Here is a 13,121-nt window from a genome sequence, read left to right on the forward strand (position 1 = left end):
TTATTATCAAAGCTGATGATTGGCCTTAGCCCGCAGGAAGGCCTCAATGAACATATCGATTTCACCGTCCATAACGGCACCGGTGTTGCCGGTTTCCGCATTGGTACGGTGGTCCTTGACCATGTTGTATGGATGGAATACGTAGGAACGGATCTGGCTGCCCCACTCAATCTTCTGCTGGTCGCCCTCCAGAGCCGCAATTTCCTTTTCCTTCTTCTCCTCTTCCAGCTCAAAGAGCTTGGCCCGGAGCATTTTCAGGCACTGCTCACGGTTCTGGAGCTGGGAGCGCTCGTTCTGGCACTGTACCACGATACCCGTAGGCTCATGGGTCATGCGGACTGCAGAGGAAGTCTTGTTGATGTGCTGACCACCGGCACCGGAGGCGCGGTAGGTATCAACACGAACCTCATCCATATTAATCTTAACCTCTTCCGTATCATCCAGCTCCGGCATAATGTCGCAGGCACAGAAGGAGGTGTGGCGACGGGCTGCGGAGTCAAATGGAGAAATGCGCACCAGACGGTGTACACCCTTCTCGGACTTCAGGAAGCCATAGGCGTTATGACCCTTGATAAAGAGGGTAACGGACTTAACGCCGGCCTCATCCCCCGGCAGGAAGTCAGCTGTTTCCACGGTAAAGCCATGACGCTCCGCATAGCGGCCGTACATTCTCAGCAGCATGCTGGTCCAGTCCTGGGCCTCGGTACCGCCGGCACCGGCGTGGAGGGTCAAAATACAATTGTTGGCATCATACTTGCCGGAGAGCATAACCTCCAGCTGCAGCTCCTCCAGAGCCTTGTCAATGGCCTCCATATCAGCCTTGATATCTTCCTCAACGCTTTCGTCCTTGTCCTCCATGCCGATTTCCCACATTACCTGGACATCGTCATACTTGGCCACAAGCTCCTTGTACTTATCCACGCTGATTTTAACGTCGTTAAGCTCCTGGTTGATTTTCTGGGCACTTTCCGGGTCATCCCAGAAGGTTGGCTCGCCCATCTTATATTCAAGCTCTGCTATTTTTTCTTCTTTATGAGCTACATCAAGAGCCTTTTCCATCTCCTTCAGCCGCTCCTGGAGTGCCCCAATACCTGGCTTCAAATCCTCCAGCATGTTCTCACATCCTATTTTTATTTTATTTCTTTAAGCAAGATAATCCCCTCTGCCACAAATGTGGGAGAGGAGATTAAATCATATCATATATTTAAGCCAATGGCCAATTATTTGTCACGACCGCAGCAATTCTTGTACTTCTTGCCGCTGCCGCATGGGCATGGGTCGTTACGGCCGATTTTCTCGCCCTTGACAACAGGCTTCTGCTTGGTCTTTTCCTCAGAATCATCCGCCTGGGCATGGGAGCTCTTGGCCTGGGCCAGACGCTGCTTTGCCTGCTCTTCCATGGCACGCTGCTGCTCTGGGGTAATGATGTTTACACGATACATCATGGTGGCAATATCAGTCTGGATGGCATCGACCATGGACTGGAACATATCGTGGCCCTTGATCTTGTACTCAACCAGCGGATTGCGCTGACCATAGGACAGGAGACCAATACCCTCACGGAGCATATCCATGTCATCAAGATGCTCCATCCAGTGGTTATCAATAACACGAAGCATAACGATGCGCTCCAGCTCACGCATATTGACCTCGCCAAACATCTTCTCACGAAGCTCGTAGGCCTCGGTAGCCATATTCATGAGGGTTTCCTGAACCTCGTCGCGGCTCATTTCCTCCAGCTCCTCCAGCTTCAGCTTGCCTGCAGGAGCATAAATCTGCTCAGCGTCCTTAATGAGGTCACCCAGGGTCCACTGCTCAGGATAGAGCTTGGCATTGGCATACTGATCCATTTCGGACTCGATAATCTGGCCAATCATGTGCATGATGTGTTCCTTCAGGTCCTCGCCCTTCAGCACCTGCTTGCGCTCCTTGTAGATAACCTCGCGCTGCTGGTTCATAACATCATCATATTCAAGGACATGCTTACGCATATCGAAGTTGCGTCCTTCTACCTTCTTCTGGGCATTCTCAATGGACTTGGTAATCATCTTGTGCTCAATCGGGTCATCCTCGCCCATGCCCAGACGGTCCATAATGGAGGAAATGTTCTTGGCACCGAAGAGACGGAGCAGATCATCCTCCAAGGAGAGATAGAAACGGGAATTACCAGGGTCACCCTGACGGCCGGCACGACCGCGGAGCTGGTTATCAATACGGCGGGACTCATGACGCTCAGTACCCACGATAAAGAGACCGCCCAGCTCAGGCACACCCTCGCCCAGCTTGATATCGGTACCACGGCCCGCCATGTTGGTGGCAATGGTAACGGCATTCTTCTGACCTGCGTCAGCAATGATTTCTGCTTCCTTCTCATGGAACTTGGCATTCAATACATTATGGGAAATGCCACGCTTTCTGAGAATTGCACTGATTTCCTCGGACTGGGCAATGGAGGTGGTACCAATGAGGATTGGCTGGCCGGTGGAGTGAATTTTCTCCACATCATTGGCCACAGCCTTCAGCTTGGCACGACGGGTCTTATAGATAACATCCGGGAAGTCGGTACGCTTAACCGGCATATTGGTAGGCACCACTACTACCGGCAGGTTGTAAATCTTGATAAACTCGTCTTCCTCGGTCTTGGCAGTACCGGTCATACCACCCAGCTTCTTGTACATGCGGAAGTAGTTCTGGAAGGTAATGCTGGCCAGAGTCTGGGACTGACGGCGAACCTCCAGGCCCTCCTTGGCCTCGATAGCCTGATGGAGACCATCGGAATAACGGCGGCCTTCCATAAGACGGCCGGTGAATTCATCGACGATAACGATTTCGCCCTCTTTAACCACATAATCACGGTCACGCTTCATGAGAGCCTTGGCACGGAGAGCCGCAGTGAAGCAGTGGGACATCTCGATGTTCTCGGAGTCGTACATATTCTTTACGCCCAGGAACTTCTCAACCTTGGCAACTGCACCCTCGGACGGAGCAACAGTCTTCTGCTTCTCATCAACGGTGTAGTCCTCACCGGCCTTCAAAATCTCAACGGCCTTGGCCATGCGGGTATACATATCGGTAGACTTGGTGCCGGCACCGGAAATAATCAATGGAGTTCTGGCCTCATCGATGAGGATACTGTCCACCTCATCCACGATGGCAAAGTTCAGCTCACGCTGTACCATCTGGTTAAGGTCTACCACCATGTTGTCACGGAGATAGTCAAAGCCATACTCGTTGTTGGTACCAAAGGTAATATCGCAGCTGTAGGCAAACTTGCGCTCAGGGAAATCCATGTCGTGCTTAATCAGACCTACACTGAGGCCCAGGAAGTTGTACAGACGGCCCATCCACTCACTATCGCGCTTGGCCAGATAGTCGTTGACGGTAACCATGTGTACGCCCTTGCCGGTGAGGGCATTCAGATATACAGGGAGGGTTGCCACCAGGGTCTTACCTTCACCTGTACGCATCTCGGCAATCTTGCCTTCATGGAGGCAGATACCACCAATCATCTGCACATCAAAATGACGCATACCCAGCACACGGCGGGATGCCTCACGAACAACGGCAAAGGCCTCCGGAAGAATATCATCCAGGGTCTCACCGTTGGCAAGACGCTCCTTGAATTTTTCTGTATTTTTAACCAATGAGGAGTCGCTGAGCTCGGTCAATTCCTCTTCATAGGAATTGATCTGGTCTACGATTGCTCTCATACGTTTTATTTCTTTTTCATTATTGTCGCCTAAAAATCTTTTAAAGATGCCTAACAACAAAACTCACTCCTAACGAATTGGATATGTGCATAAAAACACCTCTTAACAGTTTAACAAACTATATTATAGAAGTCAAAAGAAACCTCTCTATTTAATATAGGTAAATGGGCGCAGGAAAAGGCCGCTGCCCGCACGACCTACGAGCAACGGCCCCTTCTATAATTTACCGATCCTACAACCGGCAAAAGTCTTTATTTATCCGAGGCTAACGGTTGCTAATACTCCTTCCTCTTGGGTGGGAGTTAAGCACCCGTAAAGCCATGGGTAAAATTCAACTAAATTCAGGCGGAGCTAAAACTCCATCTGAATAAGTTATCATTTTATCTGTTATCGGACTCGATCAAGCCATACTTGCCATCGGAGCGGCGATAAACTACGTTGACCTCTTCGGTATCAGCATCACGGAATACGAAGAAATCGTGATTCAGAAGATTCATCTGCATAATAGCCTCCTGAACGTCCATAGGCTTTACGATGAACTTCTTGCGCTTAACGATAGGATACTCATCCTCCTCGTCCTCAACCCGGGCCTGGACTGCGTTGGCAGCGAATGCCTCATCCAGCAATGTACCATCGCGGAAACGGCGCTGCATCTTGGTCTTATGCTTATGTATCTGGCGTTCCAGCTTTTCAATGACCAAGTCAATAGAGGCATACATGTCATGGGATGCTTCCTCTCCCCGGAGAAGCACGCCCTGCACAGGAACTGTAACCTCTACAAGGTGACGGTCCTTCAAGACACTGAGCAATACAGAAATTTCGCCAACCGAATCGAAGTATCTGGTAATCTTGCCGATCCTTTTCTCCACATAATCTCTCAGGGCTGGGGTAATCTCTACATTTTTACCTCTGATAGTGAATGTTGTCATACTAACATCCCCTTTCCATTTTCTATGTATTATAATATTCTCCATTTTGAGAGAAAATCCTTTTATTAATTTCAAATCTTCACACTTAGGACTGAATCCCCTGTTTTTTGCATTAAAAAAGGTGTTCCGGAAATACTTCCGAAACACCCTGTGATTTACATTATTAAGAATCAGGCCTTCTTAACAACATTAGCTGCCTGAGGACCGCGTGCACCTTCAACGATCTCAAACTCTACAGTCTGACCCTCGTTGAGTGTCTTGAAGCCTTCATCCACGATTGCAGAGAAATGTACGAAAATATCGTCGCCACCTTCACGCTCGATAAATCCATAACCCTTTTCAGCACTAAACCACTTAACCTTACCTTCCATTTTGAAACCTCCTAGAAATCCCCGGTTAAAAACCGATAAAACTAACACGTTTAGTCTAGCACCTATAGTTAGCATCTGCAACTATCTTAGTAATTATAATTTAACTGTAAATTACCCCAAAACAGAAAAAAATATAATGGCTAAACTATATTAAGAAATTAATATAAGTTTAACCATTATTTTAAGATTTTTTATATGGTTCTGTGAGAATTTTCAAAAAATTATATTCTATTTAGTCAGGTCACAAAATCTTGGAGAAGAACAATTTTGTCCTTTCTTCCTTTGGATTGTCAAAAACGTCCTTAGGAGGACCCTGCTCAATAATCTGGCCCTCATCCACAAAGAGGAGTCTGTCTCCCACCTCACGGGCAAAGCCCATTTCGTGGGTAACAATGGCCATGGTCATGCCCTTGTTGGCCAGGGCCTTCATAACGTCCAAAACCTCTTTTACCATTTCCGGGTCCAGGGCGGAGGTAGGCTCGTCAAAAAGCATAACCTTCGGCTTCATGGCAAGGGCCCTGGCAATGGCCACACGCTGCTGCTGGCCGCCGGAAAGCTGTGGTGGATATGCATCGGCCTTGTCAGCCAGTCCCACCTGGTTAAGCAGCTCCATGGCAGTCTTTTCCGCTTCCTCCTTGGAAACCTTCCGCACCTTCATAGGGGCCAGGGTAATGTTCTGGAGCACCGTCATGTGAGGGAACAAATTAAACCGCTGGAACACCATGCCGATTTCCTCACGGGCCTTGTTGATATTGGCCTCGCCGTTCAGCTCAATGCCGTCCACAACCACCTTGCCGGAGGTCGGTACCTCCAGCATATTCATGCAGCGAAGGAGGGTACTTTTACCGGAGCCGGATGGCCCGATAATTACCACTACCTCCTTTGGATTAATATGCAAATTTATGCCTTTTAATACTTCGTGATCCTCGAAGGACTTCCGCAAATCTTTAATATCTATCATGATGTCTTCAACCTCTTCTCCATATATGCCACCAGACGGGAAATTGCCAGGGTCATTACCAGATAAATAACAGCTACGCTAAGCCAGATTTCCAGTGAACCGTAGGTTCTGGCAATAATCAGCTGGCCCCGGCGGGTCAGCTCCTCAAAGCCGATAACAGACACCAGTGAGGAATCCTTCAGCAGGGCAATAAACTCGTTGCCCAGTGGTGGAATAATGTTCTTGAATGCCTGTGGCACAATGATATACCGCATGGTCTGAACCCAGGTCATGCCCAATGAACGGCCTGCTTCCATCTGGCCCTTGTCGATGGCCTGAATGCCCGCACGGAAAATCTCCGCCACATAGGCACCGGAGTTGATGCCGCAGGCGGTAATGGCTGCCACGAAGGGGTCCACCCGCTGGCCCAGCATCAACGGCAGGGCAAAGTAAATCAGGAATATCTGAACCAAAAGAGGTGTGCCCCGCAAAAAGTCAATATACACTGCCGCCAGCATACGCAGCGGAGCCACATGGGAAATGCGGGCAATGCCCACAAACATACCGATAATCATACCCAGTCCTACCGACAGGGCCGTAATCTTAATTGTAATGCCCGCACCCAGAAGAAGCAGGGGAAAGGATTGTATTACCAAGTCAAAATTAAAACTCATTTACAACTCACCTGACCATTCTAATTTATATTCTAAACAACATATTGGTATAATTATACAGTTTATACATGTCTATGTCAAGCGGACAAAAAAGGCTGTTGCCCACGCAACAGCCTTTGTATGCATTCAATTATTTAACGTTGCCAAACCACTTCTGATAGATCTGGTCGTACTTGCCATTCTCCTTCAGCTTCTTCAGAGCCTCGTTGATCTTGGTCTGGAGCTCAGGATTATTCTTGTTGATGGCCATACCGTAGTCCTCGGAGGTCAAGAGCTCGGAAAGAACCTTAACATTGTCGTTCTTGGACTCAACGATATAACGATCATTAACCGGACGGTCATTGATAACTGCATCTACGCCCTTGGCGTTCAGCTCAATGAAGGTATCAGCGGAGGAATTCAGCTCCTTAACCTCAGCAGAGCCCAGCTTCTTGGCCTCAGTTGCAGAGGTGGTACCAATCTGTACGGCAATCTTCTTGCCCTTCAGGTCCTGGAAACCCTTGATGGAATCATCATTCTTGGCAAGCATGATGGAAAGACCGGATTTATAATAAGGGTCGGAGAAAAGAACCTTCTGCTTGCGCTCATCGTTAATGGTCATACCGGAAATAATAACATCGATGTTGCCAGCCTCCAGGGATGGAATCAGGCCATCAAATGCTACATTGTTGATCTCAACCTTGTAACCCATTTCCTCACCGATAGCACGGATAAGATCCATATCAAAGCCCTCGTAAGCACTAGGATCAGAGCCCTGGAACTCAAATGGAGCAAAGTCAGCATTGGTGCCGACCTTCAGAACCTTCTCACCCTCAGCAGCCTTCTTATCACTGCCGCAGCCTGCTACCATAGCCATTACAGCCATCAGGGCAGCCATGCACAACACTAAAATCTTCTTGGACATGTTTAAATTTCCCCCTTTGGAATTAGAGATAAACTTTTATGTACAAGAGAAGCCCGGAGAAAGACACTCGCCGGGCTTCTTCGCCATAACTGATTCAGTTCTGATTAAGCATTCTTTTTTGCCTGGAAGCAGTCACGGCAGTATACTGGACGGTCGTTCTTTGGCTCGAATGGAACCTCAGTCTCCTTGCCGCACTCAGCACATACTACAGTGAACATCTGACGCTGCTCTCTTGCGCCCTCGCCATCACGGCTGCGACGTCTCTTGTCGCGGCAATCGCGGCAGCGTACAGGCTTGTTCTCAAAGCCCTTCTCTGCATAAAATTCCTGCTCTCCTGCGCTAAAGATGAACTCCTTGCCACAGTCCTTACATGTTAAAGTCTCGTCTACAAAAGCCATTAAAAAATCCCCCATAATTCTGATTTGACATCCCGCTGTACTCTTACTACTTACCTACTTCCAGGTGGTCAAAGAGACATCCTTACCCGTCAAGTATATATGTAAAAATGAAAAAAAGCAAGCTAAACTTTACAATAGGTAGCCCAAATCTGCTTAAATTTATTCTCTATATCCGCCATATACGACTTATTGTCCATCAGACGTGACATTCGTATCATTTTTGGCAAATCATGATGCAATTCGTTCAACTTCTCCACCTGACGTCCCAGCTGCACCGCCTTGCTTACATAAGTACGGCTTCCATCGCAGATAAGCTCCGGCAAGCCCGCCGCCTGCAAAATGGTTTCCCCGTAACGGGAGCCGTGGGAATGTCCCTTCAGGGTGACCACCGGCACACCCATGGACAAAGCATCACAGGTGGTGAGCCCTCCACAATATGGTGAGGTATCCAGACAGATATCTATATCCTGATACTGGGTGAGATAATCCGGACTGAAGGGCCGCAGCTCCAGCTTGTCAGGGTTGCCCCCGATGCGACGGAACCGTTCCAGAATAATCTCCCGCCCCGATGGCACGCTGCAGGTCTTGTTTTTAAGCACCAGCTTGGAAGGAATGCTTTCCAATATATTGCGCCACATGAGCAGCATATCGTCGGTAACCTTGGCAAAATTATTGAAGCAGCCGTAAGTAACATAGCCATTGGCCTTGGCCGGGGCATCCGCCCCTTCAAATTTCATGGTTCTCAGAGTGCCGGGGCTGAAACAGAGGTGACAGCCCTCAACCTTCAACAGCTTCTCCGTAAATTTCCTCTGGTCCCCAGGAGCAGGGCAGCATACATCATCCGTCAAAAAGTAATCCACGGTGCCAAGCCCCGTGGTGTTGATATATCCGATGCCGGAAACCTGCACCGGGGCAGGACGATAGCCCAATATTGGCAGACAGTTATTCTGGCTGTGGCCGGACAAATCCACCAAAATATCTATGCGGTCATCGAAAATCTGCCGTGCCACTGCGCGGCTGTTCTTGCCGTACATATCCCGCCATACGTCGGGCATCTTCATGAACCGCTGGGTTATATGATCCTTTTTGCCGGTGGAATAAGCATATACTTTAAATTCATTGCGGTTGGCATCCTTTAAAAACGGCGTAAAGAAATAGGCCGCCGCATGCTGACGAAAGTCGGGAGAAATATACCCTATCCGCAGGGAATGATTTTTCCGCCTTTTGTCCTTGTCATGAGGAAATTTCACCTCTGTCCGCAGCAGGCTGGCATATTGGTTATGCTGCTCAAACTGACGGTCCGTGCCGCTTTCGCGGTAATTGGTCAAAAACAGGGCATTGCTGTGATACTGGGCCTTTTTCTTAATGTCAGACACCGTCCGGCTGGCCTTGAAGGTCGCTTTTGCCGCCTTATCCGCAGCCCCTGCCAGCAGACAGGTATCCGCATAAAAGGTATAGCCACGCTCAATAATCCGATGGCTGGTATCGTCCCATTTTCCCTTGCCCACGCTGACATCAAACCGCTTAAACAGCTGCTCGTAGGCCTCCATGGCCTTATCAAGGATAAACTGAGCACCATAAAAAGCAGCCGTAGCAAACAAGCCCCGCAAATTCGCAACCGCCACTGTTTTCTGAGAGTCCAGATGCCACAGCTGGTCCAGGGCAGATTCTGCCGTTTCAAAGTCCTCAAGATAAACCGACGCCTCCGCCACTATGGCCCAACCCTCAGCATTATTCAAATCTTCATCCAAAATCTCCCGGCCACAGGCCCGCATGCTGGAGAAATTCCCATCCTCCAAAAACATTTCCGCCTTGTCAGACCAGGAAGATTTTTTAGATTCATTATCCTTGCTGCTCAATTTGTACACCATCCAAAATAAATTCTTCCAATATGTACTTATTCGCTAAACTTTTCTTAAATCCTCTATAGGGTCTTTAATTAGAAATTCCGTTAAATCTCCGGATTCAATTCATGGCCATATTCCTTAAGAAATATTTTCTGGTACTGCTTATAGGTGGGATCCAAAGCCTTTTCCTTTGGACTGTGAATACACCAGAAGCCCTCCTCCTGATTTGGCACCACAACCCTGTGGCCATGGCGGCGCATTTCCATGCACTGGGAAATCTCATAAAAATGCCAGCCCGTGAACAAATCCTCCCGCCAAGGCAAATCCACCTGGGTGACAAGGATAAGGCCATCAACGGCTTCAACCTCCACATAAGGCCCCTCAATGTCCAGACAGACGCTGTCCACCACGCTTTCCGCCTCACAGGCGTGAAGCACCCGGCCCACAGTACGGAGGCCATCCCACCAGATGCCCGTCTCCGGCAGGCTACGGGCCCCAATGACTCCCAGGGCACCGATGGTTTTATCCTCAAAAATCTTCAATACATCACTGATAAAGTGCCTGTTGGCAATGAAGGTATCCTGATGGAGATACACCTTGTATTTGGCATTGGTCTGCTTCATGCCCATATTGTAGCCCTGGCACATTGACTTGGCCCCCCGCACGGGAACCAGCTCCACCGCCATGCCCTCCGGCACCTCTAAATTATTGATGTAAAGCTGGCACTCCTGATACCATTCTTCCTTATTAATACAGGTTATGAAGGCAAATTTGTTTTCCGGGGCTGCTGATGCAATATTGGCTGGAGCCTTGGTCTGCGTTTTCTCCTTGTGGAGAGGAGCAGCAACCTCCGGCATATCCAATGCCTGCAGAAAATCCCGGGCCCATTCTTCATGGCCCATGGCAGAAAGCTCACTAACGAAATGGGCAGCAAACCGCTCCCGATAATAAACCGCCTGATACACGAAATCCGCCACATATTCCGGAAAAATCATCTTTTCCTCAAAAAGCTGCCACAGCTGCTGCACATTGTCCTGAGCATCAATACCGTATTCAATACGCCGCAGACGGTTGGACAACTCCCGACGGATTTCCTTGGTGTACAGCTTCTTTAGGGCCAGCACCTCGTCAATGGATTTGGTGGCCCTTACCAGCCATGTCCTTACCGCCAGATCGTTGCCATCATTTTCAAAGCCAAGCTTTTCCAGCTCAGCAATAAAATCCTTGTCAGGCTGCTTTTCATCCTGCACCGGCAGGAAGGAAGCATCTTTATAAAAGGAAGCCCCCAGCAGGGACATCATTTCATTGCGGGTAAAGACATGGGTGCAGACATGATAAAAATGCCCGTCCCGCAAGTCCCGAATATTACGCCAATATCTGGCGTTGGTAAAGGAAGTCAGCAGATAGCCTGTATCCTTTAAATAATTCCCCAGCCCCGAGGCAATATCCTGAGGATTCCAGGCCTCCAAAAACAGATTTTCCCCCATGATAATATCAAAGGAATCCTCCTCCAGGGGCAGCCGCTGGGCCAGAAAATTCACCGTAACCCAATGAATATCCAGCTCTGCATGTTCCTCCCGCAGGGACTCATCATCCTCTGATACCACCACAAAAAGCTCCGCCCCGGGCATAAGGGAGCGAAGCTCATGAATATATTCCACGTTTTCTATTAACAGAACCCGCAGCTGTTCTTCTGTATGATGTAAAAAGTTAAGTAAGCAAAGTGTCTGTCCGTCCGCCATCTTTCCTACCTTTTCCCATCCATTAACTGGTGATAAAGCTGCTCCACCTGGGCTGCATATCCCGCCTCATCCATCAGAGGAGAGGCCTTCACCATATCCCGCAGCTGGAGGCGCAAATCCGCCACCACATCCGGGTTGTTTCCCAAAGCCGCGGCTATTTCCACATATTCCGCCGGCTCAGAGGTGGTCATATCCTCAAGGCCCATATTCATCAGCATACTGTAGCCAAAACGCTGGCCCCGGCTGTCCCCGTAAAGGCTTACCACGGGAACGCCCATATACATGGCTTCGAAGGTGGTCATGCCCCCGGTGTATGGGAAGGTGTCCAAAGCAATGTCCATATCCCCATATTGCTGGAGATAGTCCTCGCTAAAGCCCCGAAGCTCCACCCGGTCTGCGGGAATTCCGCATTTTCCCAGCCTTTTCAGCGTATACTCCCGGCCAGTTTCGTGGTCAAAGAGCTTGTGCTTCAAAAGCAGCCTGCTCTGAGGTACCTTACTTAAAATCTGTCCCCATAATTTCAGCATATCATCCGTAACCTTGGCGAAATTATTAAAGCAGCCATAAGTAATATAACCATTGCGTTGCCATGGTGCTTCTGCAACCGCCGGCATTTTCTTGAAGATATGGAAGCAGAAATGGCTGTTCTTTACCGGCAGGAGCTTTTCCACATAAGCATCCTGCTGCTCCGAGCCACTGCAGTATTCATCTCCCAGAACATAATCCACTGCCTGCATGCCGGTACTGCCCACCCAACCAATGGCGGACAGCTGAATACGGGCCGGCCTGTAGGCCAGCACCGGCAGCATGTTGTTGCTTGTATGGCCACCAAGATCCACCAGAATGTCGATTTCATCAATATGAATCTGCCGGGCAATTTTGTCGTGAGTCCAGCCACAGACCTGACGGTACACATCCGCCTTTTCACGGAAGGACTTGGTAACGGCGTCCTCATCCTTATTGCCGGCATAACAGAAAATCTGAAATTCCTTGTTATTGGCCTTGTCCAGCAGCGGCCACAGCAACGAGCTCACCGGGTGCTGACGAAAATCACTGGACAGATAGCCAATGCGAATACGATGATGACTGCGGGGCTTTGGTGTATACGGCTCCACATTGCCCTCGGATAACAGGGCATCATAGCCCTCATAAAGGGTCTGCCAAAACTCCTTGTCCGTATCCGGCAGGGAAGCCGCCGCAAAAACAGCATTGCTGTATTCCACCAGCTTCTGCTGCCACTCCTCTTCATGCTCCACCGATTGCAGAAAGCTCTCCACAGCCTTGTCTGCCCGGCCGATGGTGTTGTAGGCCTGCCCCAGCATGCTGTACACGGTGCCCTTGAGCTCAGGCTCGTCGGTACAGCCGCTTTTTTCCAGAGACTCCAAAATTGCCAGCTCCCCCAGCACATCCTCCAGGGAGCGCTTGATATACGCTCCCAAAAGCTGTGCCTTGGAAACCTGGTCTCCACCTGCTTCCAGCAAGGCCCCCATGGCATCGTCTGCCCTGTGGAACAGCCCCATTTTCCAAAGATCGTGAATCTTGATATAAAGCTTCCAGCATTCCTTGGTCATATTCGCCATATCTATCACCCATAAAACCTTATTTT

General features: G+C 49.3%; 11 protein-coding genes. All 11 read right to left on the minus strand.

What is annotated here, in order from left to right; genetic code table 11:
- Positions 1-6: 6 nt before the first annotated feature.
- The gene (gene prfB / locus D081_RS05185) at positions 7-1,113 is read right to left on the minus strand and encodes a peptide chain release factor 2 (protein WP_085023049.1); all 1,107 of its coding nucleotides are present in this window, start codon (positions 1,111-1,113) and stop codon (positions 7-9) included.
- 107 nt (positions 1,114-1,220) lie between these two features.
- Positions 1,221-3,767 carry a preprotein translocase subunit SecA gene (gene secA, locus D081_RS05190; protein WP_085023050.1) on the minus strand — a complete coding sequence of 849 codons (2,547 nt, stop codon included), beginning with the start codon at positions 3,765-3,767 and terminating at the stop codon, positions 1,221-1,223.
- Positions 3,768-4,090: 323 nt separating this feature from the next.
- Positions 4,091-4,639: a ribosome hibernation-promoting factor, HPF/YfiA family gene (hpf, locus tag D081_RS05195; protein WP_085023051.1), complete on the minus strand. Its 549-nt coding sequence runs from the start codon at positions 4,637-4,639 to the stop codon at positions 4,091-4,093.
- A gap of 170 nt (positions 4,640-4,809) precedes the next feature.
- Positions 4,810-5,010: a cold-shock protein gene (locus D081_RS05200; protein ID WP_085023052.1), complete on the minus strand. Its 201-nt coding sequence runs from the start codon at positions 5,008-5,010 to the stop codon at positions 4,810-4,812.
- A 241-nt stretch (positions 5,011-5,251) separates the two neighbouring features.
- Entirely contained in the window at positions 5,252-5,971 is a 720-nt protein-coding gene (locus D081_RS05205) for an amino acid ABC transporter ATP-binding protein (RefSeq protein WP_085023053.1), read from the minus strand.
- Positions 5,968-6,624, minus strand: a complete 657-nt coding sequence (locus tag D081_RS05210) for an amino acid ABC transporter permease (protein WP_085023054.1) — start codon at positions 6,622-6,624, stop codon at positions 5,968-5,970. The genes D081_RS05205 and D081_RS05210 overlap by 4 nt, the downstream gene beginning before the upstream one ends.
- A gap of 130 nt (positions 6,625-6,754) precedes the next feature.
- On the minus strand, positions 6,755-7,528 hold the full coding sequence (locus D081_RS05215; RefSeq protein WP_085023055.1) for a basic amino acid ABC transporter substrate-binding protein: 774 nt from the start codon (positions 7,526-7,528) through the stop codon (positions 6,755-6,757).
- A gap of 104 nt (positions 7,529-7,632) precedes the next feature.
- Complete coding sequence (locus D081_RS05220; RefSeq protein WP_027397393.1) at positions 7,633-7,926, minus strand: zinc-ribbon domain containing protein; 294 nt, start codon at positions 7,924-7,926, stop codon at positions 7,633-7,635.
- A gap of 122 nt (positions 7,927-8,048) precedes the next feature.
- Complete coding sequence (locus D081_RS05225) at positions 8,049-9,797, minus strand: hypothetical protein (protein WP_085023056.1); 1,749 nt, start codon at positions 9,795-9,797, stop codon at positions 8,049-8,051.
- An 80-nt stretch (positions 9,798-9,877) separates the two neighbouring features.
- Positions 9,878-10,570, minus strand: coding sequence for a glycosyltransferase family protein (locus tag D081_RS05230; protein ID WP_233127433.1), 693 nt, complete (start codon positions 10,568-10,570; stop codon positions 9,878-9,880).
- Positions 10,571-11,520: 950 nt separating this feature from the next.
- The gene (locus D081_RS05235; RefSeq protein WP_085023057.1) at positions 11,521-13,095 is read right to left on the minus strand and encodes a hypothetical protein; all 1,575 of its coding nucleotides are present in this window, start codon (positions 13,093-13,095) and stop codon (positions 11,521-11,523) included.
- Positions 13,096-13,121 lie beyond the last annotated feature (26 nt).

The sequence above is a fragment of the Anaerovibrio sp. JC8 genome (assembly GCF_002100115.1).
Lineage (GTDB): Bacteria > Bacillota > Negativicutes > Selenomonadales > Selenomonadaceae > Anaerovibrio.

Excerpts from the sequence above, each read along its gene's own strand:
- prfB (WP_085023049.1), bottom strand. The coding sequence starts at position 1,113 with ATGCTGGAGGATTTGAAGCCAGGTATTGGGGCACTCCAGGAGCGGCTG.
- hpf (WP_085023051.1), bottom strand. The coding sequence starts at position 4,639 with ATGACAACATTCACTATCAGAGGTAAAAATGTAGAGATTACCCCAGCC.
- D081_RS05200 (WP_085023052.1), bottom strand. The coding sequence starts at position 5,010 with ATGGAAGGTAAGGTTAAGTGGTTTAGTGCTGAAAAGGGTTATGGATTT.
- D081_RS05205 (WP_085023053.1), bottom strand. The coding sequence starts at position 5,971 with ATGATAGATATTAAAGATTTGCGGAAGTCCTTCGAGGATCACGAAGTA.
- D081_RS05210 (WP_085023054.1), bottom strand. The coding sequence starts at position 6,624 with ATGAGTTTTAATTTTGACTTGGTAATACAATCCTTTCCCCTGCTTCTT.
- D081_RS05215 (WP_085023055.1), bottom strand. The coding sequence starts at position 7,528 with ATGTCCAAGAAGATTTTAGTGTTGTGCATGGCTGCCCTGATGGCTGTA.
- D081_RS05220 (WP_027397393.1), bottom strand. The coding sequence starts at position 7,926 with ATGGCTTTTGTAGACGAGACTTTAACATGTAAGGACTGTGGCAAGGAG.
- D081_RS05225 (WP_085023056.1), bottom strand. The coding sequence starts at position 9,797 with ATGGTGTACAAATTGAGCAGCAAGGATAATGAATCTAAAAAATCTTCC.
- D081_RS05235 (WP_085023057.1), bottom strand. The coding sequence starts at position 13,095 with ATGGCGAATATGACCAAGGAATGCTGGAAGCTTTATATCAAGATTCAC.